The sequence below is a fragment of the Nocardia terrae genome, assembly GCF_009760405.1.
In the GTDB taxonomy this organism is placed as follows: domain Bacteria; phylum Actinomycetota; class Actinomycetes; order Mycobacteriales; family Mycobacteriaceae; genus Nocardia; species Nocardia terrae.
On the sequence record NZ_WRPP01000012.1, the window covers coordinates 136,914 to 163,398 of the forward strand.

Here is a 26,485-nt window from a genome sequence, read left to right on the forward strand (position 1 = left end):
CGGGCGAAGTACTGCATACTACGACGGGCAGCGGCAAGGCTGTCCTCACAACGAGATCGAATGGAAACTTCGGGGGTTGTACATGAATGAACTGATGTCGCAACGAAACCGCACGTCCGGAAGCCGGATCCGGCGCGGCGCGCTACCGATCGTGATCGCCGCGGCCGCGGTCGCCGCACTGGTTGCGGGCTGCTCCTCGTCCTCCAGCTCGGACAGCAAGGCGACCACCTCGCAGGCCGCCCCGCCGTCGCAGCTGCCGGACGGCGCGCAGATCGTCGCCGAGTCCGCCAAGACCACCCAGACCCTGCAGTCCGTGCACGCGGATCTCCAGGTCACCAGCATCCCGAACCTCCCGTTCGAGAGCATCAAGGCCGACATCACCAACCAGCCGCAGGGCGCGGGTCAGGCCATCGGTGAGGCCAAGGTCAAGGTCAAGCAGGACGACCCCGACTTCACCGACACCAAGTTCCTGGTCGTCGACAAGACCCTCTACACCGGCGACGGCAGCAAGTACGCCAAGGTCGGCCCCGCCGAGAAGATCTACGATCCGGGCGTCATCCTGGACAAGGACAAGGGCCTGGCCAACGCCATCGCGCAGGTGAAGGACGCGAAGGCCGTGGACCGTGAGAAGCTCAACGGCCTCGACGTCGTGAAGATCACCGGCACCATCGACGCCTCCGTCATCGACCCGGTCGTGCCGCAGATCGGCAAGGACGGCGGTACCTTCCCGATCACCCTGTACATCCAGGACGTCGCTCCCCCGAGCGGCGCGGGCACCACGCTGCCGTCCACGGCCGCCTCGCCGGGCACCGGCCCGAACCTGGTGCGCGCCATCGTGACCAAGGACGCCGGCAATGTCTCCGTGACCCTGTCCAACTGGGGTAAGGAAGTCCACGTCACCAAGCCCGGCGGCTAAGAACACGCGCCACCCTGCCATGTGAGTTCGAAGCCGGTTCGGGGAAAACGTAACGGCGGCAATGCCGGTCGTCCATTACCCCGAACCGGCTTTCGCATTTCAGCACCTCGATGCTGAAATGCCGTTGTTCACAACGAATTACAGATCAGTGCCGAGCTGGTTAGTCCGCAGCTACCGCAGCTTGATCGCTTAAGAGATTGTTCAGTGAAATGCAAGGCGCAGCAACGACGATTTCGTCTGAAAGTTCAACGTCGGGCCTGCGTGTGGAGGGATGACATGACGATCGAACGCCAGGAAACCGAAGCGCCGATCGAACGGCAAACACAGCCCGAGGGCCAGCAAAACCAACCCGAGGGTGAATTTCGCCGCCCCCCGCTCGACGGCCCACCGCCGATTTCCAATGTCTGGGTCTACAACGGCAAAGCCTACGACCTCAGCGACTGGATTTCCAAGCATCCCGGCGGTGAGTTCTTCATCGGCCGGACCAAGAACCGCGACATCACCTCGATCGTCGGTTCGTATCACAAGAATCCGGAGGCCATCGGCCGCATCCTGAAGAAGTACTCGCTGGATCGCGACGCACTGCCCGAGGACATCCACCCCAAGGCCAACGCGCCCGCCTTCCTCTTCAACGAGGGCTTCGACAGCTGGCGCGACACCCCGAAGTTCAGCTTCGACAACAAGGACGACCTCCTACACAAGGTGAAGGCGCGTCTGAAGGAACCCGAGCTGGCCGCGCGGATCCGCCGCATGGACACCTACTTCAACATCGTGGTGGCCCTGCTGGCGGTGGCGTACTTCGCGGTGCAGGGGCTGCGGCTGTTCGAGCGCAGCTGGATGCCGCTGCCGGTGTTCGTGATCGCCATGGTGCTGCTGCGCAGCGGCCTGGCCGGTTTCGGGCACTACGCCATCCACCGGGCCCAGAAGGGCATGAACAAGATCTACACGAATGCCTTCGACTTCAATTACGTCGCACTGGCTTTCGTGACCGCGGACGGCCACGCGCTGCTGCACCACCCGCACACCCAGAGTGAAGTCGACATCAAGAAGAACGTCTTCACCATGATGATGCGGATCCCGCGGCTGTACCGGGTGCCGGTCCACACCGTGCACAAGTTCGGCCACACCGTGACCGGCATGCTGATGCGTCTGCTCGATGTCTGCCGGCTCACCCGCAAGGTCGGCATCAAGGACATGTACGGCACCTGGGGTGGGGCGCTGCCGCACTTCATCGGCTCCTTCGGTGTGCGGTTCCTGCTGCTGGGCGAGATGATCGCGTTCATCGTGGCGGGCGACTTCTGGGCCTGGGCACTGCAATTCGTGATCACGCTGTGGGTCTCGACCTTCCTGGTGGTGGCCAGCCACGACTTCGAGGTGGAGTCCGAGGAGCTCGAGCACAACACCGAGGACTGGGGCGTCGACCAGATCGAGCAGGCCTACGACCTCAAGGTGGTCGGCAACCGCTACATCGACTGCTTCCTGTCCGCGGGCCTGAGCTCGCACCGGGTGCACCACGTATTGCCTTACCAGCGAAGCGGATTCGCGAACATTGCGACCGAGGACGTGCTCCGCGAGGAGTCGGCCAAGTTCGGGGTGGAGTGGCTGCCGGCCAAGAGCTTCTTTACCGACCGGTTCCCCAAGCAGATCCGCACCTACATTCTCGCGCCGTCCGACGACGCGGTGGAGCGCAAGTGGGGGTTCGTGAAGGAACACTTCTCGCCGCTTGCCCTGAAGACCTGCGCCGTCTACACGGTTCAGGGCTTCACCGGAATCGGAACGGTCTGAACCGATTCCATTGAACCGCGGTGCGTTCGAAACATGCGCCGACCGCACCGCGGGTCGTCATTGTGAAAAACGAGGGGAGTATTTCGTGTCTATCACCATTGATGAAGGGGGCGCTCTGCCCACGTCGGCAGCGATGCCCCGGCCCGAGGCCGCGACCCGGTTCGTGGGAGGCGAACCCGGTTACGATTTCGCGCCCACCCCGTTGCCCCCGACCCCGCCGACCACCGTCGGCGTGATCGAGAGCATCGCCACCGGTTCGCCCACCCAGATCTTCTCGCAGGCGGATGCCGCCGCTCAGGTGGCGGAACTGTTCAGCGATCCGGTCCAGCAGGCCCGGATCCCGCGGATCTACCAGAAGACCCGGATCACCACCCGGCATCTGGCGGTCGACCCGATCGATCCCGAATTCCTCTCCTACAGCAAGGAAGTCGGGACCATCCGGGGCCGGATGAACACCTTCTACGACCACGCGGTGCCGCTGGCCGTGGATGTGGCCGGCCGCGCGATCGAGCATCTGGAGAACCCGGCCGAGGAGATCGGCATGCTGGTCTTCGCCACCAGCACCGGTTTCATCGCGCCCGGCGTGGATGTGGCCGTGGTGAAGCAGCTGGGCTTGTCCAAGGCCGTCAACCGCGTCATCGTGAACTTCATGGGCTGTGCGGCCGCGATGAACTCGATGCGCGCCGCGGTGGATTTCGTCCGGGCGCACCCGGACAAGAAGGCGCTGGTCATCTGCATCGAGCTGAGCTCGGTGAACGCCGTGTTCGACGACAACATCAACGATGTCATCATCCACAGCCTCTTCGGTGACGGCTGCGGCGCGGTGGTCATCGGGGCGAGCAACCCGCAGCGCGAGCTGCCCGCCGGCTCCGTGGTCATCCGCGACAGCTTCAGCTACCTGTTCGACGACGCGGAGGACGGAATCGTCCTGGGCGTCAACGACAACGGCATCACCTGCGAGCTGTCGGAGAACCTGCCGCAGTACATTCTGCGCGGGGTCGATCCGGTGATCACCGGGGTGCTCGAGCGGCACGGCATGGCCAAGTCCGACATCGATCTGTGGGCGATCCACCCGGGTGGCCCGAAGATCATCGAGGAATCGGTGCGCTCGCTCGGCCTGGGTTCGGAGCAGGCGGCGACCAGCTGGGACGTGCTCGCCGAATACGGCAACATGCTCAGCGTCTCGCTGATCTTCGTGCTCGAGCAGATGATCGCGCAGCAGGCCACCGAGCCGATCTCGACGGGTGTGGCGTTCTCGTTCGCGCCGGGTGTCACCCTCGAGGGCGTGCTCTTCGACATCATCCGTCCGTGATCCGGTAGTCCCTCCGAGAAGGCTCAGCAGTCATGCAACTCATCAGATTCCTCATCTCCATTTCGTGGATGCGGATCGCGGGCGTCATCGCCTCCGGTCTCGTCTGCGGTGCGGCCAATACCTACCTGGTGACATTGATTCGGGGAGTGGTGTCACCGGAACCGCATCCGGGCGTTACGGTTCAGGCATTCGTGGCGACCGCGCTGGTCATCCTGATCAGCGGCGTGATCTCGCAGGTGCTGCTGATCCGGCTCGCCCAGGAAGCGATCTACCGCCTGCGGGCGGACCTGAGCGCGAAAATCGTGTCCGCGCCGCTCGAGCACCTCGAGCGGCTCGGGCAGCACCGCCTGATCGCGACCCTGACCGAGGACGTGCGGTCACTGTCGCAGGCGGTCACGGCCATTCCGAGCATCTGCATCGACCTGGCGACGATCATCGGGTGCTTCGTGTTCCTGGCGATCGTGTCCGGCCCGATCTTCGCCACCACGGTCGCGGGCACGCTGCTCGGAATCGGCTGTGTCGAAACGGTTCTCAAGAAGGTGCGGCACCTCTACAAGGAGGCCCGCGAGAACGAGGACGGCCTGCTGCGGTCCTTCCAGGAGGTGTCGCTGGGCATCAAGGAGCTCAAGCTGCACCGCGGGCGGCGCGCCGACTTCATGGACAAGCACCTGCTCGGCTCGGCCGAGAAGCTGCGCGTCCAGAATGTCGACGCCGGTTCGAAATTCACCTTCGCGCAGGGCTTCGGCCAGCTGCTGCAGCTGGGCACCATGGCCCTGATCCTGTTCGGCCTGGCGCGGGCGCTGAACCTGCCGCAGAACACCATGGTCGGCTATGTCCTGGTCACTACGTTCCTGTCGATGCCCATGCAGAACTTCATGCACCGCATTCCCGATCTGCTGCGCGGTGACGTGGCGCTGGCCAAGATCCGCTCGCTGAATCTGTCCATCCAGACCGCGCACGACGAGTCCACGCTGCCCTACACCGAGCGACCGGCCGCCACCGCAGCGCGGCTGGAACTCAATGACGTCAGCTACAACTACCTGACCGAAGCGCCGCCGGCGTTTCCGCCAGTGCCGGGTGGTCCGCCGCCCGGAACCGGAGCTCACCCGGGTGGCGGTGCGCGGCCGCACCCGGGTGGGGCCGGGCGACCCGGGGCACCCGGTGCGCCCGTGGGCGGACGACCCGGACCGCATCCGCCCGGCGGACGCCCCGGCGGTCCCCCGCCCGGGCACGGCCCGCGGCCCGGCGGCGATCGCCCGGATGTCAACGGCCACAGGTTCGTCGACCATGCGGGCCACGACGGACGCCCGGTCCCGATGGGCGCGGGCGCGCCGATGAGCCCGCCCGAAGCCGACGGCACCGGCTTCCACCTCGGCCCGCTGGACCTGACCTTCGAACCCGGACAGATCACGTTCATCGTGGGCGGCAACGGCAGCGGCAAATCGACGCTGGCCAAACTGATCACGGGTCTCTACGTCCCGCAGAACGGCCACCTGTCGCTCAACGGCGAGCGGATCGACCACGAGAACATCGAGTGGTTCCGCCAGAACTCGTCGGCGGTCTTCACCGACTTCCACCTGTTCGAGGACTACCTGGGCTTCGACGAGGGCATCGACGACGAAGTCCGTAAGTACCTGAAGGAACTGCAGATCGACCACAAGGTCACCGTGGAGAACGGCCGCCTGTCGACCGTGGCACTGTCCCAGGGCCAGCGAAAGCGCCTGGCGCTGTTGACCGCCCTGCTCGAGGACCGCCCGATCTACATGTTCGACGAATGGGCCGCCGACCAGGAGCCGAAGTTCCGCGATGTCTTCTACCGCGAGATCATCGTGAACCTCAAGGAACGCGGCAAGACGGTCATCGTCATCACCCACGACGACCGCTACTTCGACTGCGCCGACCAGATCGTCAAACTCGACTTCGGCCGCATCGCCGAGGTCAAGGAGCTCAGCCCGCCCTTGGCGGCTGCCGAGTAGCGACGAAAAACCAAGGCCCCGCACCGATTTCGGTGCGGGGCCTTTCGTCGCCGATGGAACGGCTCAGTCGACGCGGCTCTCGTCCACATCGGCGGCCGGGGCGTAGTCGGGAAGGCTCTCACCGGCTTTCGGAGACATGATGCGTTCCATCCCGGCCAGCGATTCCAGCAGCGGCAGGCGGGTGATGGTGTTGCGCACGGTCATGCCGAGACGCGACTTGGGCACCATCAGACGCAGATTGGGCCCGATCTGCTGTTTGCGGTCGATCAGCGGGCGCTGGGATAGCTCATAGCGCTGGAATCCGACGCGGTGATCGCCACCGGCGGCCGCGAGCTCGCCGGCGAGCCGGTAGGCCCCGGTCAATGCGATCTCCGCGCCGGCGCCCGAGACCGGGGAGGCGCAGTAGGCGGCGTCGCCGACCAGCGCGATCCGGCCCACGGACCACGAGTCCATGCGGACCTGACCCAGCGCGTCGATGTAGGCGTCCGGGTCGGCGAGCACGCCGTCGAGCAAGTCCGCTGTGTGCCAGGCGGTTTCGTCACCGAACTCCGTTGACAGCAGCGCCCGTGCGGCCTGTTGGTCGCGCAGGTCGATATCGCGTTGGGGGCTGCGGAACATGAAGTAGGCCTTGGCCTGCGGGTGGTTGCCGGAGCGGTAGATCCCGCTCATCCGGCCGGGGGTGTTGAACACCGTGACCGCCCGGTCGGGACCCAGTGCCGCGTCGGCGTTGCCGAAGGCGAAGTAGTGGTTCATGTACCGCACGAACTCCGATTCCGGGCCGAAGGCCAGCCGGCGGACCGCCGAGTGCAGGCCGTCGGCGCCGATCACCAGGTCGAAGCGTCGCACCGGCGCGTGCGCGAAAGTGACGGTGACGCCGTCCTCGTCCTGCTCGAGCGCCTCGATGGAGTCACCGAAGAGGTACTCGACGCTGTCGGCGGTGGCGTCGTGCAGGATCCGCACCAGATCACCGCGCATGATCTCCACCTCGGCGCTGCCGTTCCTTTCCTTGATGCCGTCGGTGTCGATGCGGGCGATCTCGCTGCCGTCGGAGCGGACGAATCGCATTCCGGCCACATCGGCGGCGACCTCGCGCACCCGCGCCAGGATGCCCATCCTCTCGACCACGTCGATGGCCTGTTCACGAATGTCCACGCCCTGACCGCCGGTTCGGAGCCGGGGCGACCGCTCGATCACGGTCGGCCGGAAGCCGTGGCGGGCAAGCCAATACGCCAGCGTCAGGCCTGCGATACCGGCACCGGAAATCAGAATCCGCTCGTTACGCATGATACTCTCCCTATCTCAAAAAGACTGACCAACGGTCAGAGCTCAACGATAAGCCCCTGACCGACGGTCAGTCAAGGGGTAGGATCGGTACCGTGACCGATGATTCGCGAGCCCGAATCCTGAAGACCGCGCTCACCCTGTTCGCCGAGCGCGGCTACCACGCCGTGTCGGTGCGGGAGATCGCCGAGCAGGTCAGCCTGACGAAAACCGCTGTGCTCTACCACTTCCCGAGCAAGAGCGATATCGTCGCCGCCCTGGTCGAACCGCTGCTGGCCGATAGCGGGGCCCTGCTGGAATCGGTGCGACGCCTCCCGGATCCGCCCGCGCGGCGCTGGGCCGTACTGGAGGGCCTCCTGGACATCTGGCTGCGGCATTCGGCATTGCTGCGCATGCAGATGCAGGATCAGGCGCTGTCCGCCGACGACGCGACCTACGCGCGGCTGCGCGACATCGCCCTGACCGCGCAAGATCTGATCGCCGGGCCCGAGGCCGGCTTCGCCGAGCGAGTGCGGGCCGCGCAGGTGTACGCCGCGCTCAGCGATCCGGTCGTCATCTTCGCCGACCATCCGGCGGCGGAATTGCGGGAGGCGATTCTCGATGGAGCGCAACGACTCCTGGACACCCCTCGGCCCCCGCGCAGCGAGCATCGCGGCCACCGCCCGGCCGAGACTCCGCACCGTCGGCCGAATCGCGGGCGTCCCGGGGCGATGACCGCGGCGATGGTGGAATCCGCCCGCCGCATGCGCGATTCCGGCGACTACGCGGTCGATGAGATCGCCGCCGAACTGGGGGTGTCCCGCGCGACCGTCTACCGGCATCTCACCGCGGCGGGCGATAACGCCGACGCGTGATTATGAGACATTTGTGAGACGAGACGCGCATCGCCGCGAACCCGTCAGGCGTTGATCTCCAATTCCGCTGCGACGGTGACGCAATAGCCGAGCGGCAGCGTGGTGAAGCCGAGCGCGGTGCGGGCGTGACGACCGATCTCATGGCCGAAGACGTCCAGGATCACGTCCGAGAAGCCGTTGATGACGGTGGTGGTCCCGGCGAAACCGTGGTCGGCGTTCACCATGCCGTTGACCATGAGCCAGGCCGAGATCCGGTCCAGGTCGCCCAGTTCGACCTCGAGCGCGGCGATCATCGCCAGCGCGGCGCCACGGGCGGATTCGGCCGCCGCGGCCGGGGACACCGCACTCGGCACCTTCCCGAACGGACCGGCGGGACGGCCGTCCGAGGTGAGCGCACCGTGCCCGGAGACCAGAACGCGACGTCCCGACACCCGAACCCAAGCAAACGGGACATTCAGCCCGGGCGGTGGCTTCACGACCGGCGGCAACTGGATCCCCAACTCCGTCAACCGATCCGCGATCACACTCATGACCTACCCCTTCAACCATTTGAATAATGGCACGCCGAACGAACAACGCGAGCGCACACGCCCAGCTTCCAGCCCCCTCGAGGCACGACCAGCGTTGACATCCCGGCGTTTTGCCCGAGTTGTCGTGTTCCAGCCGCGCCCGAATGTTGAGTGGCACACCAGTGAGGGGTTTGTCTGTTTCCCCCTCGCTGGTGTGCCACTCAACGAACTTGACGGACGGTCAGCGGAGGGCGGCTGCCTTGCGGCGGGCGGCGGCTGCCTTCTTGGCGGCGGCCGTCTGGGCGTCGGTCTTCGCGGCGGCCTTTTTGGCGGGGGCCTTCTTGGCTGCCTTCTTCGCCGGTTCGGGTTCGGCGAGGGTGGCGGGAGACGAGGCGAGGACGTCCTTCAGGAACTGGCCGGTGTAGCTTTCCGCAACGGCCGCAATGTCTTCCGGGGTGCCCTGGGCGATGACAGTGCCGCCGCCGGAGCCGCCCTCGGGGCCCATGTCGATGACCCAGTCGGAGGTCTTGATGACATCCAGGTTGTGCTCGATGACGATGACCGAGTTGCCCTTGTCCACCAGGCCGTTGATGACGGTGAGCAGTTTGCGGATGTCCTCGAAGTGCAGGCCGGTGGTGGGCTCGTCGAGGATGTAGATGGTGCGGCCGGTCGAGCGCTTCTGGAGTTCGGCGGCCAGCTTCACGCGCTGGGCCTCACCGCCGGAGAGGGTCGGCGCGGACTGGCCCAGGCGTACGTAGCCGAGACCGACGTCCACCAACGTCTTGAGGTAGCGGTGGATCGAGGTGACCGGCTCGAAGAAGTCGGCGGCTTCCTCGATCGGCATGTCCAGGACTTCGGCGATCGTCTTGCCCTTGTAGTGGACTTCCAGGGTCTCGCGGTTGTAGCGCGCGCCGTGGCAGACCTCGCAGGGGACGTAAACGTCGGGGAGGAAGTTCATTTCGATCTTGAGCGTGCCGTCGCCGGAGCACGCCTCGCAGCGGCCGCCCTTCACATTGAAGGAGAAGCGGCCGGGCTGGTAGCCGCGAACCTTGGCCTCGGTGGTGGCGGCGAACAGGGTGCGGATCTTGTCGAAGACGCCGGTGTAGGTGGCCGGGTTCGAGCGCGGGGTGCGGCCGATGGGCGACTGGTCGACCTGGACCAGCTTGTCCAGGTGGTCGAGGCCGTTGACGCGGGTGTGGCGGCCGGGGACCTGGCGCGCGCCGTTCAGCTTGTTCTGCAGAACGGTCGCCAGGATGTCGTTGACCAGCGTCGACTTGCCCGAGCCGGAGACGCCGGTGATCGAGGTGAGCACGCCCAGCGGGAAACTCACGTCGATGTTCTTGAGGTTGTGCTCGACCGCGCCCACCACCGTGAGCTGCTTCTTCTTGTCGATCGGCCGCCGCACCAGCGGCACCTCGATCTGCTCGCGGCCGGAAAGGTAGGCGCCCGTGAGGGAATTCTTGTCCTTCAGCAGCCCCTCGTAGGGACCCGAGTACACGACCTGACCGCCGTGCTCACCGGCGAGCGGGCCGATGTCGACCACCCAGTCCGAGGCGTGAATGGTGTCCTCGTCGTGCTCGACCACGATGAGCGTATTGCCGAGACTCTTGAGGCGCGTGAGGGTTTCGATCAATCGCCGGTTATCGCGCTGGTGCAGGCCGATGGACGGCTCGTCCAGCACATACAGGACACCCACCAGTCCGGAACCGATCTGCGTGGCCAGGCGAATGCGCTGGGCCTCACCGCCGGAGAGGGTGGCCGCCGCCCGCGAGAGCGTCAGGTACTGCAGGCCGACATCGAGCAGGAAGCCCAGGCGCGCCTGAATCTCCTTGATCACCTGCGCGGCAATGGCCGCCTGACGCTCGTCGAGTGTCAGGGTGTTGAGGAACTTGGCCGCGTCGCCGATCGACAGATCCGCCAGATCCGCGATCGACATGCGTTCCGTGCCCGCCGACAGCGTGACGGCGAGAATCTCCGGCCGCAGCCGGGCACCATTGCAGACGGGGCACGGGATGTCCCGCATGTACCCGTCGTAGTGCTCCTTCATCGCCTCCGACTCGGTGGCATCCATGCGCCGCTGCAGGAACGGCATCACGCCCTCGAAATCGGCGTAGTACGAACGCTTGCGGCCGTAGCGGTTGGTGTAGGAGACGTGCACCTGCTCGGAGCTGCCCTCGAGCACCGCCTTGCGCGCCTTGAGCGGCAGCTGGCTCCACGGCGTGTCCATGGAGAAACCGATGGCCTCGGCCAGACCCGACAGCAGGCGGGTGAAGTATTCGGCGGTCTGCCCGCGCGACCACGGCGCGATCGCGCCGTCGTTGAGGCTCAGATCCGGGTCCGGCACAACGAGATCCGGATCGACCTCCTTGCGAATACCCAAACCGGTGCAATCCGGGCACGCGCCGTAGGGCGAGTTGAAGGAGAACGAACGCGGTTCCAGATCCTCGATGTCCAGGGGGTGCCCGTTCGGGCAGGCCAGCCGCTCGGAGAAGCGCCGCTCCCGATCGTGGGCGTGCTCGTCGCGATCCACGAAGTCCAGCACCACGATGCCGTCGGCCAGCCGCAGGGCGGTCTCGATCGAATCGGTCAGGCGCTGTTTGGAACTCGGCTTCACGGTGAGGCGGTCCACGACCACCTCGACATCGTGCTTCTCCTGCTTCTTCAGCTTGGGCGGGTCGTTCAGCGGATGCACCACGCCGTCGACCCGGACCCGCGAATAGCCCTGCGAATTCAGCGACTCGAACAGGTCCACGAATTCGCCCTTGCGGGTGCGCACCACGGGCGCGAGGACCTGGAACTTGGTGCCCTCCTCCATGGCCAGCACCTGGTCCACGATCTGCTGCGGCGACTGCTTGGCGATCAGATGCCCGCAGACCGGGCAGTGCGGGGTGCCCGCGCGCGCGAACAGCAGACGCAGGTAGTCGTAGACCTCGGTGATGGTGCCGACCGTGGACCGCGGATTGCGGTTGGTCGACTTCTGGTCGATGGACACCGCCGGGGACAGACCCTCGATGAAGTCCACATCCGGCTTGTCCATCTGGCCGAGGAACTGCCGCGCGTACGCCGACAGCGATTCCACATACCGGCGCTGTCCCTCCGCGAAGATCGTGTCGAAGGCCAGCGAGGATTTACCGGACCCGGACAGACCAGTGAAAACGATGAGACTGTCGCGGGGTAGGTCGAGATCGACCCCTTTGAGGTTGTGCTCCCGCGCTCCGCGCACCGTCAGGCGATCCGCCACTGGCCATCCTTCCAACGTTTCAGCATCCAGACTTACCCCCGACGCCATGCTAGGGGCACCCACCGACAAGTTTGGTTACGCAGCTCCGCCTCTCCGCGCCTTCAGCGGGCGGCAGAGAGCCGTTGACGTTGGCAACCCGTGCCGGCGGTTGGGATCCGAACCGATTTTGGACGTCCCCGGCGAGTTACCCTCGCCTCACGAAATCAGTCGTCACCTCGGGCAATGCGGCGGGCAGCGCCCGCCGCCCACAGCCCACGATAGCGCGCGGCTGCAAACCCCGATCGCGCTCGCGCATCCGATCCTCGGAACCGTTGGCGGTCACCAGCGCCAGATCCCCGTCGAAGCGGCGGTACAGCAGCCGTCCGCGCCGGGTGTCGGCGTCGGTGAAGAACAGGTACGGCAGTCCGCCCGTGCACAGCCGTGTGACCGCCTCGTCCTCGAGCATCGCCGGCACGGTGTCACGCAAGCGGCCCACGGTCCGCACGCCCAGCGGTCCGGTCCAGCAGACCACCGCCTCGGACCCGCTCTCGGAGTCGATGAACAGGTGCGCGTCGTAGTCCATGGCGTCCAGCACCCGCGCCGCCGCGGCGGGTGTGGCCACCTGTAGTCGACAGTCCTTGCGCCGCACGATCGGTCGCGGCCCGGTCACCGCCGACAGCGACGGCCGCGCGGGATCCGGCCAGGGCCTGGACAATTCGTCCGGCGGGCAGCCCAGCCGCCGATCCAGCCGCTCCAGCGCGAAGGTGGCCGCGAACTTCCCCGGCCCGGCGACCTGTACCCGGAACGCCTTCCCCAGCGCCCGGACACTGGCCTGCACCAGCGTGGTCTGGTCTTCGGAATCGGGCCGGTGCAGGCGTACCCGCACCGGCCCGTCGACCCCGTGGCGGCGCAGAATTCTGCCCAGTCCGCGCACCACCCTGGTCACCTCTCCCGATGGGACCGGTCCGTGTGTGATCACCACGAAATCCGGATCGATTCCACTCGACCACACATCGAACGCGCCCATCAGCCGACCCCTCTCTCCCTGTTCCGACCCGGCAACCCGCCTCCATGGCAACACACCACCGTCACCAGCCGACAGTGCCGAAGGTCCCAAAGCAGACCACTTTCAGGGAAAATTCTCCGATAAAAAATCATCGCGCGTTCACATCTCCGCGAATTAGGGACCTTCGGCGGTATCCCCTTGCACCGCCGCGGGTTACGTTGGGCCTTCCAGCCCGCGCTCCACACGCGCGCCCGCGATACCGATGAGCTTGGAGGCCGTCGTGATCAAAGTCTTCCTGGTCGACGATCACGAAATCGTGCGGCGCGGACTGACCGATCTGCTCGAGGAGGACCCCGAACTCACGGTGGTCGGCGAGGCCGGCGACGTCGCCCAGGCGCTGGCCCGGATCCCGGCCCTACGCCCCGACGTGGCGGTACTCGACGTGCGCCTCCCCGACGGCAACGGCATCGAACTGTGCCGGGACCTGTTGGCCGACATCGACGATCTGCGCTGCCTGATCCTCACCTCCTACACCGACGAACAGGCCATGATGGACGCCATCCTGGCGGGGGCCAGCGGTTACGTGGTCAAGGACATCAAGGGCATGGAGCTGGCCAAGGCCATCAAGGAGGTCGGCTCGGGCCGCTCGCTGCTGGACAATCGCGCGGCCGCCGCCCTCATGGCGCGACTGCGGCGCAGCACCGAATTCGACGGCCCGCTGGCCGGTTTGACCGATCAGGAACGCAAACTCCTCGACCTGCTCGGCGACGGCCTCACCAACCGGCAGATCGCCGAGCGGATGTTCCTGGCGGAGAAGACCGTCAAGAACTACGTCTCCCGGCTGCTGGCCAAACTGGGTATGGAACGCCGCACCCAGGCCGCCGTGCTCGCGTCGAAATTGCGTACGGGACAGCCGCGTTCGGCATAACAACCTCCCGGCAACCTCGGGCCGAATAGACTTCCGGTGCCGTGTCGCATCCGCCGGACCGCAGGACAACCATGCACGACATCCCCCGCACCGGCTCCTACTCGGTGCGTGAAACGCTGTCGCAACTGCGATTACGCGAATTGCTCACCGAGGTGAAGGACCGGGTCGAACAGATCATCGACGCCCGCGACCGCATCGACGGGCTGGTCGAGGCCATGCTCGCGGTCACCTCGGGCCTGGACCTGGACCAGACGCTGAGCACCATCGTGCGCGCGGCCACCATCCTCGTCGACGCCCGCTACGGGGCACTCGCCGTGCCCGGGCACGAAAAGCAGCTCAGCCAGTTCATCTTCCACGGCGTCGACGAGCACACGCGGGTGCTGATCGGCGATCTGCCCGAGGGCCACGGCGTGCTCGGGCTGCTCGACAAGCCCGAACCGCTGCGCCTGGACGACCTCGCGCGGCATCCGGCCACCGTCGGCTTCCCGCCGCACCACCCGGTCATGCGCACGCTGCTGGGCATGCCGGTGCGGATTCGCGGCGAGGTCTTCGGACATCTGTACCTCTGCGAGAAACCCGGCGGGCACCCCTTCACCGAGGACGACGAGGTGCTGCTGCAGGCGCTGGCCGCCGCGGCCGGCATCGCCGTCGACAACGCGCGGCTGTACGAGCAGGCCCGCACCCGCCAGGCCTGGATCGAGGCCACCCGTGACATCGCCACCGAATTCCTGGCCGACACCGAACCCAGCAAGGTGCTGGCCCACGTGGTCGAGCACGCGCGGGACCTGACCGCCTCGCAGCGTGCACTGCTGGCGGTGGTCGATCCCGACGACCTGCCCGAGCACGTCACCGAACTGCTGGTGGCGCAATGGTCCGGGCCCGGAGAGCCACCGGCCGGGCACACGGTGCGGGCCGTGGACACCGCCGTCGGCCAGGCGCTGAGCACGCGCGCCCCCTTGCGCTTCGACGACGTCCGCCACGTCGACCTGGGCACCCCGCTCACCGGCGTCGGCCCCGCGCTGGTGCTGCCCCTGCACACGCCCGACTCCACGCTCGGCGTGCTGATCATGTTGCGCCCCAGCGAATCCGCGCCTTACACCGACGAATTGGTCGAGCTGATCGCCGCCTTCACCGATCAGGCGGCGCTGGCCATGCAGTTGGCGGTGGCGCAGCGGCGCATGCGCGAACTGGACATTCTCACCGACCGCGATCGCATCGCCCGCGACCTGCACGATCACGTCATCCAGCGGCTGTTCGCCATCGGGCTGTCGCTGCAGGGCACGGTGCCGCGCGCCCGCGTTCCCGAAGTGCAGCAACGACTTTCCGACGCCATCAACGACCTGCAGGACGTGGTGGAGGAGATCCGCACCTCCATCTTCGACCTGCACGGCGGCGAGGGGCACAGCACCCGGCTGCGCCAGCGGCTGGAACGCGCGATCAAACAGCAGACCACCGCCACCGACATCCGGGCCCTCATGCATGTCAGCGGTCCGCTCTCGGTGGTCGAACCCACCCTGGCCGATCACGCGGAAGCCGTTGTGCGCGAGGCTGTCTCGAATGCGGTCCGGCATTCGGGCGCGGACACCATCACCATCGACATCGGCGTGGCCGACGATCTCACCATCGTCGTCGCCGACAACGGCTGCGGCATACCGGACAACATCACTCCCAGCGGACTCACCAACCTGGCCCGCCGCGCCGAACAGTCCGGCGGCAGCCTGGCGGTGTATCCGCGCCGCACCGACCCCGAGGGTGGCGGAACGGGAACCAAACTGAACTGGTCGGTGCCACTGCACTAGCCGATCGGGCCGAGCACCACCGCCGAATTGTGGCCGCCCATGCCGAGCGCCGTCTTCACCGTGATGCCGTCGTATCCCTGCCGCACGCCGTCGACCAGGCGCGGGTGCGCGGGCGCGACGATCGGGGCCGACACCAGCAGCCCGCGCTCGTAACCCAGGGCGGCGGCCGCCAATTCGACGCCGGCCGAGGCGGCCTGGCAGTGCCCGGCCAGCGGCTTGATCGCCACCACCTGCGGGCGATCATCGAAAAGGTCCGCCAGCAGCGCGGTTTCGGCCGCGTCGCACTGGGCGGTGCCCGAACCGTGGGTGTTCAGGTACGCGACTTCCTCGGGCCGGACATCCGCGCTGGCCAGCGCGCGCCGCACGCAATCGAAGATCTGCTCGTGCGAGGAGTCCACCGACACGACGTGATACCCGTCGTTGGACATGCCCCCGCCCAGCATCGCCGCGTACGGTCTGTCCGCGTCGCGGGTCACCATGAAGCCCACCGACGCCTCGCCGAAACCGAAGCCGCGGCTGCCCTCCTGGAACGGGCGGCAGGCATCCAGCGGATCGGTGTCGTCGACCGCCGCGCCCAGCGCCACGAACGGCTGCACCATCTCCGGAATCGCGGACAGGTCGGTCGCCACCACCAGCACGTCGTCGGCGATGCCGTGGGCCAGCCACAACTGCGCGGTGATCAATGCCACGTTCGCGGAGGAGCAGGCGGCGGTCGCGCTCATGGCCGGGCCGTGGAACCCGAACTCGTTCATCAGCATCGCCACCGGTGTCGAGGGGAGTAATCGCAGATAGTCACGGCTGCGCCGTTTTCCGCCGTCGACGGTGTAGAAGTCGCGCCACTCGGAGACATTGCCGAGCACGATGGCGTGCAGCAGGCCGACCGTGCGCCCGGGCCGCCAGCCGCGCTCGGTGGCGTCGGCGACCGCCTCCCGCGACGCGCCCATGATGGCCCGGATGTATCGGCTCTCCGGCAGGTCCGGGTCGCCGCCTTCCGGCACGCGGGCAACCCACCCGTTCCGATCGCGTTCCGGCCCGTACCCTGGAAACAGCCGGGCGGCAGGTTTGCCACTCAGCAAACCCTCCCAGAGGGTTTCGCGGCCCCAGCCGTACCCGGTCACGGCACCGATACCAGCGATGGTCATATGATCTTGGTGCTGACCCGAGGTCTCGGTTTCGGGGATAGTGCCAGGCATTTGCATCGCTCCTTTCGGACTGTTGCCCGTAATGATCACCACTCTCGGGCCGATGCTGTGCGGGACTGTGATTCATTCAATACGTTCGACCAGGTGCACCAGCAACTTTTCAGATAACAGAATGGTGGCGTGCTCCGGCGACGTGTCGAAACGACGATCAGGGGGTGCAAGAAGTGGTGGGTGACGATCGGGCGAACGACCCGGCCGATGCCGAACAGCTGGCCCAGCGGTACCGGTCCCTGGTGGACTTCAGCCCCGACGGGGTCGTGGTCCACGAGCGCGGCACCGTCGTCTACGCCAACCCGGCGATGCTGCGCCTGCTGGCGGCCGATCGCCCCGAGGACGTGATCGGCCGGACGGTGACCGACTTCGTGGAACCCTCCTCCGTCGCCCCCATGCTCGAACGCATCCGCCGGCTCACCATCGCCGGCACCGCCTCCGACCCCACCGAGATGACCCTGCGGCGCTGTGACGGCGGCACCGTCGAGGTCGAGACCGTCTCAGTGCTCACCGCCTGGCACGAACACCTCGCCTACCAGGTCGTCGTGCACGACCTCACCCCGCAGCGCGAGGCCGAGGCCGCCCAGCGCCGCGCCGAACAGTTCTTCACCACCGTGGTGTCGCAGCTGGAGGAGGGCGTGGTGGTGATCGACCGCGACGGGCGCATCGAATCGGCGAATCCGGCCGCGCGCCGCATCTTCGGCTACGACGCCGACGACCTCATCGGCACCCACATCTACGACATCCCGCTGTGCCTGCTCGACGCCAATGCCCAGCCCATGCCCTCGTCCTGGTATCCGGTCATCCGCACCCTCGCCACCGGGGAAACGGTGACCCGCTTCGTGTTCGGCCTCGACCGGCCCGATGGGCAGCGTCGCTGGCTCTCGGCCAACAGCCGCCTGCTGAACCCGGACGACCCGGAATCGGCGGCCGTGTCCTCGTTCAACGACATCACCGAATTCCGCGCCAGCCGAAGGCAATTGGAGTACCAGGCCACCCACGACCCGCTCACCGGGCTGGCCAACCGCGCCCTGGTCCTCTCCCGGCTGGCCGCGGCCCTGGGCACCACCGAATCCCTGCCGGTGTCGAGCGTGCTGTTCATCGACCTCGACGGTTTCAAGGCCATCAACGACACCCTCGGCCACGCCATCGGCGACACCGTCCTGCAGATCGTGGCCCAGCGCCTGCAGCGCGGCCTGCGCGCCGACGACATCGTGGGCCGCATCGGCGGCGACGAATTCCTGGTCCTGCTCTCCGGCCGCACCCTCGGCGACGACCTCGAAGCCCTCATGGACCGCCTGCGCGCGACCATGTCCGAACCGATCATCGCCCGCGGCCACCGCATCCACGTGGACGCCTCGATCGGCGTCGCCCACCTGCACCCGGGCGACAACCGGACCCCGGAAGCCGTGCTCCACGATGCCGACCTGGCGATGTACCGCGCGAAACCCCCCAATCACCAGAACGGGCCCCTGAGTCGCCGCAGCGACAGCACCCACGCTTCGTAGTCGGGATCAGGGGGTCCGAAGCACCCGGGGGTCCCGAGAGCCGGGCCTCTTTACCTGGGGATACGGCGTCGAGTGGAAAGTCCCACTAGACTCGACAACTCTGTTCTCGATGCTTCGCGCGCCGTACCGATGCGGCTGACGTGGTGAACAAGGAGTTTCCGCTTTGCCCGACCTCACCGAGGAGCGTTCCGTGCCCGACCCCGCGTCCGCGGTATCCCCGGACATGGAACGCGAGCAGCAATACCTCACGAAGCTTTACGAACAGCTCGACGGCATGCGCGCCTACGCCCAGCGGCGGCTGCGCACCGTGCTCCTGGAAACCGGCGGCACCCCGCAGGCGCGCAGTGAGCGCGAGTCGTTCACCCAGCTCTACTCCGAGGACCTGTCCAAATACGATGCCGCCGAACACGGCCTATGCTTCGGCCGCATCGACCTCGGCGACGGTGACGGCTCGGACGAGGAACTCCGCTACATCGGACGCATCGGCATCCTCGACGAGAGCGCCGACTACGAGACGCTGCTGCTGGATTGGCGCGCTCCCCTGGCACGCCCGTTCTACCTGGCCACCACCGCCGCACCCGACGGCGTCACCCGCCGCCGCCACATTCGCTCGCGCAACCGCAAGGTCACCGCGATCAACGACGAATACCTGGACCTGGACGCCGCCAAGCGCGACGGCGTGATCGGCGCCGACGGCGGCGTCGGCTCGGAGAGCGCGCTGCTGGCCGCGCTCAATGCCGCCCGCACCGGGCACATGAACGACATCGTCGAGACCATTCAGCACGAGCAGGACGCCATCATCCGCTCCGAGCACAAGAGCGTGCTCGTGGTGCAGGGCGGTCCCGGCACCGGCAAGACCGCCGTCGCGCTGCACCGCGCGGCCTACCTGCTGTACACCTACCGCCAGCAGCTGGACAAGGCGGGCGTGCTCATCATCGGCCCGAACTCCACCTTCCTCGACTACATCGGCCAGGTGCTGCCCTCGCTCGGCGAGACCGGTGTGCTGCTGTCCACCATCGGCAACCTGTATCCGGGAGTGCAAGCGACACTGGAGGATTCGCTGCGCGCCGGTGAACTCAAGGGTTCGCTCGCCATGCTCGAGGTGCTCAAGAAGGCGGTGCGGGACTGGCAGGAGGTGCCGCGCGAGCCGATCCGGCTCTACTTCGACGGGCACCAGCTGGAACTGGACCGCAAGATCGTCACCAAGGCCCGCGGCCGCGCCCGGTCCTCGCGTCGCGCGCACAACCTGGCCCGGCCCATCTTCGCGGCCTCGGTGGTGGACGCGCTCACCGATCAGCTGGCCGCCGCCATCGGCGCGAATCCGCTGGGCGGGCGAAACCTGTTGAGCCAGACGGATCTCACCGAGATCCGCGACGAGATGCGCGCCGACGCCGAGATCCAGCGCGCCATCGCCGGACTGTGGCCGATCCTCACCCCGCAGGAGGTGCTGGGCGGGCTGTGGGCCGATCCCAAGCGCCTGGCCAATGCCGCGGCCGGGTGGAGCGAGGCCGACCGCGCCGAGCTGCGGCGTTCCGACAGCGGCGAATTCAGCGACGCCGACGCGCCGCTGCTCGACGAGCTGGCCGAGCTGCTCGGCATCGACGACTCCGAGGAGCGCGAGCGCTCCCGCCGCCGCTGGCGCGCCCAGCTGGCCGAGGCCCAGGAGGCCCTCGACATCCTGACCGGTTCCGCGCCACAGGATCTCGAGGACGACCTGGACCCCGAACTGCTCATGGCCTACGACCTCATCGACGCCTCGCAGCTGGCCGAACGCCAGCAGGTCCGCACCCGCCAGACCACCGCCGAACGCGCCGCCGGGGACCGCACCTGGACCTACGGGCACGTCATCGTGGATGAGGCGCAGGAACTTTCGGAGATGGCGTGGCGAATGGTCATGCGCCGCATCCCGAATCGCTGGATCACCGCCGTCGGCGACGTCGCCCAGACCGGTGATCCGGCCGGTGCGTCGTCGTGGCAGCAGGTGCTGGAACCGTATGTGGCCAAACGCTGGAAGCTCACCGAGCTGACGGTCAACTACCGCACGCCCTCGGAGATCATGGCGGTGGCCGGGGACGTGCTGGCCGCCATCGACCCGGACGCGCCCGCACCGCGCTCGGTCCGCGACTCCGGCTTCGCACCCACCGCGCGGCGGGTGGCGGCGACCGAACTGTCCGACGAGATCAAGCGCTTGATCGCCGCCGAGGCCGAGCAGCCCGGCACCACCGCGGTCATCGTGCCGCACGACCTGGCCCCGGAACTCGCTCACCTGACCGATGATTCGGTGCGCGTGCTGACCGTCCACGACGTGAAGGGTCTGGAATTCGACGCGGTCGTCCTCGCCGAACCGCATCGGATCCTCACCGAATCACCGCGCGGGCTGAACGACCTCTACGTGGCGCTGACCCGCGCCACCCAGCGATTGGCCGTCGTGCATTCCGAGGACCTCCCGCGGGTCCTGCACCGGCTGAGCTGACGTGGCCCGCGAACAGTGAAGGGGCCGAGCCCGATCGGGCTCGGCCCCTTCCTCTTGGATGGGGGTCCGGGGGCTTGGCCCCCGGCTTCCTCGAGGTGTGGGGCGAAGCCCCACTCAGCGCACGGTGTGCACGATGAGTACGTCGGTGCGGGACTTGCGGGCCACGTCCGAGGGAACCGAGCCGAGCAGGCGTCCGGCCAGGGTGTTGAGGCCGCGGTTACCCACGACGAGCAGGTCGGCCTCCACCTCCTTGAGCAGGTCCAGCAGCGACTCGACGGGCTCGCCGACCACGGCCTTCTCCACCACGTTCACCGCGCCGACGGCGACGGCCTTGTCCCGCGCCACGCGCAGGATCTCGCTGGTGGGCGCGGAGCCGCGCACCTGGTAGGCCTCGTCCTTCAGCACGTCCGCGGCGGCGGCCACATCGCGGTCGTCGGTCGGGAAATACGCACAGGCGATGTACAGCGTGGCGCCCTCGTCGCCGGCCAGAGCCGCGGCCCGCTCGACGGCGACGTACGACGAGTCCGAGCCATCGGTACCGACGACGATCGTCCGGTAGGCGGTCATTTCTCCTCCAAGTACAAGGGTCGGGGCCGCGACGTCCACAACGGTGGGGTTACCGCCGCGGCAACTTGGCCTGACAATAGCGGCATAACAGGCGGAAATATTCGATATCGCAACACATCACACTCACGTGGCGTGCCCGGCGGCGGTTACTTTCGCTTCCACATCCGAACACAGCCTCGACTACCAGCGAATTTCCGGACCGCCGCGACGCGGCCCACAAAACGTTAACGTCGTTGCCGCCCTGGGAGATTCGTCACAAGCCCTTTATCACAGAGAGACTGCTCGGGCCGTTCGCTGTGACATCGCACAACGAACGGCCCTTGCGGTAGTGACTTCGCCTTGCTTCACAGCTCGCGATATTCGGCCCACAACCAGCCGAGAATCGCGCTGAGGATGGCCATGCGATCCTCTTCCCTCCGGCCGATCAATGACGCGCAATACTAACGCGTCGCGATCGGATCAGAAGCTGAAAAGCGGCCCGGTGAGCGTCAATCCGAGATCCCCGCCGGTGTGGGCGAAGAAGGCGAACAGCATGAGCGCCGCGCCGGCCAGTGCGAGGTCCTTGTTGAAGTGGACCATCTCCCCCTGCTTGGCCTGCGGATCGGTCTCCTTCCAGAAGGCGTGCATGAGGAAGGCCGTCGGCACCAGGAACACGATCAGCAGCAGCGCCCCCAGATCGGCCCAGACTCCCAGCAGCACGCTCAGCGCTCCGGCCAGCAGCAGCACGCCCGAGGCGGGGACCGCCAGATCCGGGAACGGCACGCCCTTGAACTTGGCGTACTCCGCCATGGCCTTGCGCTGGGCGATATGCCCGAAGCCCGAGGTGAGGAACAGCAGCGCGAACAGGATCCGTCCGATCAATACCAGTACGTCCATGGCCCGCTCCTTCGATGATCGAAATGCCATCAGTTGATACGGCAACCAACTTCATCAGGGCGGGGAAAATTCCCGGACCAGCGTGTTTTCACGAAGATAGCGAGATCCGGGCGTATTCCAGTGGCGGCAGGCCGACCTCCTTGGCGAACTCGTTGGAGAAGTGCGCCTGATCGAAGTAGCCGAGTTCGAGGGCCAGGGCGGCCAGATCCGAGGTGCGGCCCTCGGCCAGCAGATGCGCGCCGTCCTGCAGGCGATAGCGGCGCAGCACCCACTTCGGGCTGCCGCCCACATAGCGCCGGAACAGGCGCTGCAGGGTGCGGATCGGAATATCGAAACGCTCGGTGACCTGGTCGACCCGGGTGAGGGCCGGATCGTGCTCCATGGCCTCGATGATCGCGAGCACCTGACGATAGGCGGCGTCGTCACCGGCGGTGCGCTGAGCCGCGACCAGGAAATCCTCGATCAGATCGCGCCGCCGCTCGTGATCCGCCGTCGCGAGAACGGCTTCGGACAAGGCGTCGACGGCCGGGAAGACCTCGGCCGCCGGAACCGAGGTGTCGCTGAACGCGCCGACGTCCAGACCCGTGAACGCGCCGAAGCCGCCCGCGCGGAACTTGACGCCGAAAGTCTCGCCCTCCCCGGCCAATTCGCGCACGTACTTGGTGGTCCACACACCGGTGACGAACGCTCCGGTGCGCTCGTGGGTGCGCTCGAAGGTCAGGTTCACGCAGGGATACGACAGCACCTCCGCGTGGAACGGCGGTTGCCCGCGCCGATCCCAGCGAACCGCCCAGTACCACTCCACATAGCGGGAGACCCGCTCCCCCGCGGACAACCGGGCGTGATTGTTGGCCGCGTTCTGCTGCCGCGGGCGCAGAATGCCCTTCGCGGTCTCCGGCGGCGGCACCGGCCGCGGCCCGAACCGGCTTTCCTCGCTGTTTCCGCTGCTCATCACGCCTGTCGCCTTCTTACAAGACCGGCTCGACCGCGCCGACGAGAGTTATTGCCATGAGCGACACAGTGAATCCGATACCCGAGGGCTACCACTCCATCACCTGCTTCCTCGCCGTGCCGGACGCCACTGCGGCCATCGACTTCTACACCGCCGTCTTCGGCGCGAAGGTGCTGAGCCGCAACGACCTTCCCGATGGCCAGGCCGCCCACGCCGAACTCCGCATCGGCGACTCCACCATCCAGGTCGGCATGCCCATCCCCGAGGAGGGCCTGCGCGCCCCCGCCGACGACTGGGTCCACACCAGCGTCGTCCACTACTGCCCCGACGTGGACGCCGTCACGAAGCTGGCCACCGATAACGGCGCCCGCTTGGTCTCCGACCCCCAGACCTTCGTCACCGGCGACCGCTACGGCCGAGTCATGGACCCCTTCGGCCACCGCTGGATCGTCATGACCCGCGTCGAAAACGTCTCCCGCGAAGAGGCCGAACGCCGAGTCGGAGAGTGGATGGCCCAGCAAGCCTGAGCTCGCCGCTCGCCCGCTCGGCAGATCATCCGCCCGGTGGGGAGCTGGCCTCGCCATTCCGGCGCGCGTTCGGCCGGAATCCACCCTGGCTGCCGCGGATCCCGGCCAAAGAAATGCCGGGATAACACGTGGTGCAGCCGTCCTCACGACGCCGACCGGCAGGACAGACCTCCGTGCCGTGGTGGTCGACGCCGCCGCCCATTGCAGGGTCGGCGCACCGTCCGCTCGCCGAACATCCTTGTGCTGCAAGCTTTCTCTCACGACAGCCCGGCGGCGTCCATGCCGCGTAGTTCCTTCTTGAGGTCGGCGATCTCGTCGCGGAGGCGGCCTGCCAGCTCGAATTGGAGTTCGCGGGCGGCGTTCATCATCTGGGCGGTCATGTCCTTGATGAGGTCGGCGAGTTCGGCGCGGGGCATGTTCTTGACGTCGCGGCCCTCGTAGACGCCGGCGCTGACCGCGCGACCCGGCTCACCCTGGGCACGGCGGCCGCGGCTGGCATTGCGGCCGGAGCCGCCGACCTCGACCTCGGTCTCCTCGGCCTCGCGGTAGACCTGGTCGAGGATGTCATTGATCTTCTTGCGCAACGGCTGCGGGTCGATGCCGCGCTCTTCGTTGTAGGCGACCTGCTTGGCGCGGCGGCGTTCGGTCTCGTCGATGGCGGTGCGCATGGAGTCGGTGATCTTGTCCGCGTACATGTGGACCTCACCGGAGACATTGCGCGCCGCTCGGCCGATGGTCTGGACGAGGCTGGTGGCCGAGCGCAGGAAGCCTTCCTTGTCGGCGTCCAGGATGGCGACCAGCGATACCTCGGGCAGGTCGAGACCCTCGCGCAGCAGGTTGATGCCGACCAGGACGTCGTACTCGCCCAAGCGCAACTGGCGCAGCAATTCCACGCGGCGCAAGGTGTCGATCTCCGAGTGCAGGTACCGCACGCGCACACCGAGACCCAGCAGGTAGTCGGTGAGATCCTCGGCCATCTTCTTGGTCAGGGTGGTGACCAGCACCCGCTCGTCGCGCTCGGTGCGCAGCTTGATCTCGTGCACCAGGTCGTCGATCTGCCCCTTGGTCGGCTTCACCACCACGTGCGGATCCACCAGGCCGGTCGGGCGAATGACCTGCTCGACGAATTCGCCGCCGGTCTGGCCCAATTCGTAGGGGCCGGGCGTGGCCGAGAGGTACACCGCCTGCCCGATGCGGTCGGCGAACTCCTCCCAGGTGAGCGGCCGGTTGTCCACCGCCGACGGCAGCCGGAAACCGTATTCCACCAGGTTCCGCTTGCGCGACATATCGCCCTCGTACATGCCGCCGATCTGTGGCACCGTCACATGCGATTCGTCGATGACGAGCAGGAAATCCTCGGGGAAGTAATCCAGCAGCGTCGCCGGCGCGGTGCCCGCGCCACGGCCGTCGATATGGCGCGAGTAATTCTCGATGCCCGAGCAGAATCCGACCTGTTTGATCATCTCCAGGTCGTATTGGGTGCGCATCCGAAGTCGTTGCGCCTCCAGCAGTTTGCCCTGCTTCTCCAATTCGGCCAGCCGCTCCTCGAGTTCCGCCTCGATATCGCGGACCGCGCGTTCCATCCGTTCCGGACCGGCCACATAGTGGGTGGCCGGGAAAATGCGGACCATATCCACCTGCCGGACCACATCACCGGTCAGCGGATGCAGATAGTAGAGCGCCTCGATCTCGTCGCCGAAGAATTCGATGCGCACCGCCAATTCCTCGTACGAGGGAATGATTTCGACGGTATCGCCGCGTACCCGGAAAGATCCGCGGGTGAACGACATGTCGTTGCGGGTGTATTGCACGTCCACCAGCAACCGCAGCAGCCGATCCCGATCGATCTCCTCGCCGACCTCGAGCTGCACCGACCGATCGAGGTAGGACTGCGGCGTGCCGAGACCGTAGATGCACGACACCGACGCGACCACGACCACGTCCCGCCGCGAGAGCAGGCTCGATGTCGCCGAGTGGCGCAGCCGCTCGACATCGTCGTTGATCGAGCTGTCCTTCTCGATGTAGGTGTCGGTCTGCGCGATGTAGGCCTCGGGCTGGTAGTAGTCGTAGTACGAGACGAAGTACTCGACCGCGTTGTTGGGCAGCATCTCGCGCAACTCGTTGGCCAGCTGCGCCGCGAGGGTCTTGTTGGGAGCCATGACCAGCGTGGGCCGTTGCAGCTTCTCGATCAGCCAGGCCGTGGTGGCCGACTTACCGGTGCCGGTGGCGCCCAGCAGCACCACGTCCTTCTCCCCCGCACGGATCCGCCGCTCCAGCTCGGCGATGGCCGCGGGCTGGTCACCTGCGGGGACATGCTCGCTGACCACCTGGAACTGGCCCTCGACACGTTCGATCTCACCGATGGGGCGATGTTCGGAATGCGCCAACGGCAGGTCGTCCGGGATCTCGGTTGCGAAAGCCATGCCCCCAGCCTAGGACGGACCACCGACAAGTAATGCGCAGCCGAGCTCCCCCGCCTCCCCGCGCCTTCAGCGGACGGCTGAGAGCCGTCAGCGTTGGCAACCCGTGCCGGCAGTCGGGAGCCGAACCGATTCTGGGAGTACCCGGTGAGTTACCCCCGCCTCACGAAATCAGTACTCACGCCGGGCGGTTCCCCCATGTCCCACACCCAATTCGGTAAAGGGCTTCTAATGTCCGAATTGCCTCCCACCCCAACGGATTTCACGACTCTCCGACGCGCCGATGTCGCGTAGATCTCAGTCCGTTCACGAGGGTTTGAATCCCGCTCTCCAGGTGTACTCTGGGCTCGCTGGTCGCACGATTCGAGAAGAGGCAGGGCGAT

The 26,485-nt window shown here is 66.9% G+C and carries 19 protein-coding genes; 10 read left to right on the plus strand and 9 right to left on the minus strand.

The window, feature by feature from the left end; translation table 11 throughout:
- Positions 1-82: 82 nt before the first annotated feature.
- From GPX89_RS38930 to GPX89_RS38945, 4 genes are all read left to right on the plus strand, one after another.
- The gene (locus GPX89_RS38930) at positions 83-916 is read left to right on the plus strand and encodes an LppX_LprAFG lipoprotein (RefSeq protein WP_198347795.1); all 834 of its coding nucleotides are present in this window, start codon (positions 83-85) and stop codon (positions 914-916) included.
- A gap of 276 nt (positions 917-1,192) precedes the next feature.
- Positions 1,193-2,701 carry a fatty acid desaturase gene (locus tag GPX89_RS38935; RefSeq protein WP_157392763.1) on the plus strand — a complete coding sequence of 503 codons (1,509 nt, stop codon included), beginning with the start codon at positions 1,193-1,195 and terminating at the stop codon, positions 2,699-2,701.
- Positions 2,702-2,834: 133 nt separating this feature from the next.
- Positions 2,835-4,013: a type III polyketide synthase gene (locus tag GPX89_RS38940; protein ID WP_157392888.1), complete on the plus strand. Its 1,179-nt coding sequence runs from the start codon at positions 2,835-2,837 to the stop codon at positions 4,011-4,013.
- 32 nt (positions 4,014-4,045) lie between these two features.
- On the plus strand, positions 4,046-5,989 hold the full coding sequence (locus tag GPX89_RS38945) for an ATP-binding cassette domain-containing protein (RefSeq protein ID WP_157392764.1): 1,944 nt from the start codon (positions 4,046-4,048) through the stop codon (positions 5,987-5,989).
- Between the two features lie 63 nt (positions 5,990-6,052).
- Here the strand turns inward: GPX89_RS38945 and GPX89_RS38950 are convergent, their stop codons facing one another.
- Entirely contained in the window at positions 6,053-7,273 is a 1,221-nt protein-coding gene (locus GPX89_RS38950; protein ID WP_157392765.1) for an FAD-dependent monooxygenase, read from the minus strand.
- Between the two features lie 92 nt (positions 7,274-7,365).
- On the opposite strand from GPX89_RS38950, the gene GPX89_RS38955 reads away from it, so the two are divergent.
- A complete protein-coding gene (locus GPX89_RS38955) occupies positions 7,366-8,124 on the plus strand; it encodes a TetR family transcriptional regulator (RefSeq protein ID WP_328602813.1) in 759 nt (252 codons plus the stop codon).
- A 44-nt stretch (positions 8,125-8,168) separates the two neighbouring features.
- On the opposite strand, the gene GPX89_RS38960 is transcribed toward GPX89_RS38955, so the two are convergent.
- From GPX89_RS38960 to GPX89_RS38970, 3 genes are all read right to left on the minus strand, one after another.
- Positions 8,169-8,654, minus strand: coding sequence for a RidA family protein (locus GPX89_RS38960; RefSeq protein WP_157392766.1), 486 nt, complete (start codon positions 8,652-8,654; stop codon positions 8,169-8,171).
- Positions 8,655-8,874: 220 nt separating this feature from the next.
- Entirely contained in the window at positions 8,875-11,874 is a 3,000-nt protein-coding gene (gene uvrA, locus GPX89_RS38965) for an excinuclease ABC subunit UvrA (RefSeq protein ID WP_328602814.1), read from the minus strand.
- Between the two features lie 184 nt (positions 11,875-12,058).
- Positions 12,059-12,880 carry a hypothetical protein gene (locus GPX89_RS38970; protein WP_198347796.1) on the minus strand — a complete coding sequence of 274 codons (822 nt, stop codon included), beginning with the start codon at positions 12,878-12,880 and terminating at the stop codon, positions 12,059-12,061.
- 259 nt (positions 12,881-13,139) lie between these two features.
- Between GPX89_RS38970 and GPX89_RS38975 the strand changes: the two genes are divergently transcribed.
- On the plus strand, positions 13,140-13,787 hold the full coding sequence (locus tag GPX89_RS38975; RefSeq protein WP_328602815.1) for a response regulator transcription factor: 648 nt from the start codon (positions 13,140-13,142) through the stop codon (positions 13,785-13,787).
- Positions 13,788-13,858: 71 nt separating this feature from the next.
- Entirely contained in the window at positions 13,859-15,586 is a 1,728-nt protein-coding gene (locus GPX89_RS38980; protein WP_157392769.1) for a GAF domain-containing sensor histidine kinase, read from the plus strand.
- Here the strand turns inward: GPX89_RS38980 and GPX89_RS38985 are convergent.
- Positions 15,583-16,728 (minus strand): beta-ketoacyl synthase N-terminal-like domain-containing protein, encoded by a 1,146-nt coding sequence (locus GPX89_RS38985; RefSeq protein ID WP_157392770.1) that lies wholly within the window; start codon positions 16,726-16,728, stop codon positions 15,583-15,585. The genes GPX89_RS38980 and GPX89_RS38985 overlap by 4 nt on opposite strands.
- Positions 16,729-16,943: 215 nt before the next feature.
- Here GPX89_RS38985 and GPX89_RS38990 point away from each other — a divergent pair, with 215 nt between their 5' ends.
- Both GPX89_RS38990 and GPX89_RS38995 read left to right on the plus strand, forming a co-directional pair.
- Positions 16,944-18,287, plus strand: a complete 1,344-nt coding sequence (locus GPX89_RS38990; protein WP_328602816.1) for a diguanylate cyclase domain-containing protein — start codon at positions 16,944-16,946, stop codon at positions 18,285-18,287.
- A 190-nt stretch (positions 18,288-18,477) separates the two neighbouring features.
- Positions 18,478-20,760: a HelD family protein gene (locus GPX89_RS38995; RefSeq protein WP_328602844.1), complete on the plus strand. Its 2,283-nt coding sequence runs from the start codon at positions 18,478-18,480 to the stop codon at positions 20,758-20,760.
- A gap of 114 nt (positions 20,761-20,874) precedes the next feature.
- Here the strand turns inward: GPX89_RS38995 and GPX89_RS39000 are convergent, their stop codons facing one another.
- The 3 genes from GPX89_RS39000 to GPX89_RS39010 all read right to left on the minus strand — a co-directional run bounded on the left by GPX89_RS39000 (position 20,875) and on the right by GPX89_RS39010 (position 23,155).
- Positions 20,875-21,327 (minus strand): universal stress protein, encoded by a 453-nt coding sequence (locus GPX89_RS39000; RefSeq protein WP_157392771.1) that lies wholly within the window; start codon positions 21,325-21,327, stop codon positions 20,875-20,877.
- Positions 21,328-21,786: 459 nt separating this feature from the next.
- Complete coding sequence (locus GPX89_RS39005) at positions 21,787-22,203, minus strand: DoxX family protein (RefSeq protein WP_157392772.1); 417 nt, start codon at positions 22,201-22,203, stop codon at positions 21,787-21,789.
- 88 nt (positions 22,204-22,291) lie between these two features.
- Positions 22,292-23,155: a helix-turn-helix domain-containing protein gene (locus GPX89_RS39010; protein WP_157392773.1), complete on the minus strand. Its 864-nt coding sequence runs from the start codon at positions 23,153-23,155 to the stop codon at positions 22,292-22,294.
- A gap of 56 nt (positions 23,156-23,211) precedes the next feature.
- Here GPX89_RS39010 and GPX89_RS39015 point away from each other — a divergent pair, with 56 nt between their 5' ends.
- A complete protein-coding gene (locus GPX89_RS39015; protein ID WP_157392774.1) occupies positions 23,212-23,682 on the plus strand; it encodes a VOC family protein in 471 nt (156 codons plus the stop codon).
- Between the two features lie 257 nt (positions 23,683-23,939).
- Here GPX89_RS39015 and uvrB read toward each other — a convergent pair whose 3' ends face one another.
- Entirely contained in the window at positions 23,940-26,105 is a 2,166-nt protein-coding gene (gene uvrB, locus GPX89_RS39020; RefSeq protein ID WP_157392775.1) for an excinuclease ABC subunit UvrB, read from the minus strand.
- Between the last annotated feature and the right edge of the window lie 380 nt (positions 26,106-26,485).

What these genes read in the sequence shown, in the direction of transcription:
- GPX89_RS38980 (WP_157392769.1), top strand. Translation starts at nt 13,859, where the DNA reads ATGCACGACATCCCCCGCACCGGCTCCTACTCGGTGCGTGAAACGCTG.
- GPX89_RS39005 (WP_157392772.1), bottom strand. Translation starts at nt 22,203, where the DNA reads ATGGACGTACTGGTATTGATCGGACGGATCCTGTTCGCGCTGCTGTTC.
- GPX89_RS38950 (WP_157392765.1), bottom strand. Translation starts at nt 7,273, where the DNA reads ATGCGTAACGAGCGGATTCTGATTTCCGGTGCCGGTATCGCAGGCCTG.
- GPX89_RS38960 (WP_157392766.1), bottom strand. Translation starts at nt 8,654, where the DNA reads ATGAGTGTGATCGCGGATCGGTTGACGGAGTTGGGGATCCAGTTGCCG.
- GPX89_RS38935 (WP_157392763.1), top strand. Translation starts at nt 1,193, where the DNA reads ATGACGATCGAACGCCAGGAAACCGAAGCGCCGATCGAACGGCAAACA.
- GPX89_RS39010 (WP_157392773.1), bottom strand. Translation starts at nt 23,155, where the DNA reads ATGAGCAGCGGAAACAGCGAGGAAAGCCGGTTCGGGCCGCGGCCGGTG.
- uvrB (WP_157392775.1), bottom strand. Translation starts at nt 26,105, where the DNA reads ATGGCTTTCGCAACCGAGATCCCGGACGACCTGCCGTTGGCGCATTCC.
- GPX89_RS38930 (WP_198347795.1), top strand. Translation starts at nt 83, where the DNA reads ATGAATGAACTGATGTCGCAACGAAACCGCACGTCCGGAAGCCGGATC.
- GPX89_RS39000 (WP_157392771.1), bottom strand. Translation starts at nt 21,327, where the DNA reads ATGACCGCCTACCGGACGATCGTCGTCGGTACCGATGGCTCGGACTCG.
- GPX89_RS38945 (WP_157392764.1), top strand. Translation starts at nt 4,046, where the DNA reads ATGCAACTCATCAGATTCCTCATCTCCATTTCGTGGATGCGGATCGCG.
- GPX89_RS39015 (WP_157392774.1), top strand. Translation starts at nt 23,212, where the DNA reads ATGAGCGACACAGTGAATCCGATACCCGAGGGCTACCACTCCATCACC.
- GPX89_RS38940 (WP_157392888.1), top strand. Translation starts at nt 2,835, where the DNA reads ATGCCCCGGCCCGAGGCCGCGACCCGGTTCGTGGGAGGCGAACCCGGT.
- GPX89_RS38985 (WP_157392770.1), bottom strand. Translation starts at nt 16,728, where the DNA reads ATGACCATCGCTGGTATCGGTGCCGTGACCGGGTACGGCTGGGGCCGC.
- GPX89_RS38970 (WP_198347796.1), bottom strand. Translation starts at nt 12,880, where the DNA reads ATGGGCGCGTTCGATGTGTGGTCGAGTGGAATCGATCCGGATTTCGTG.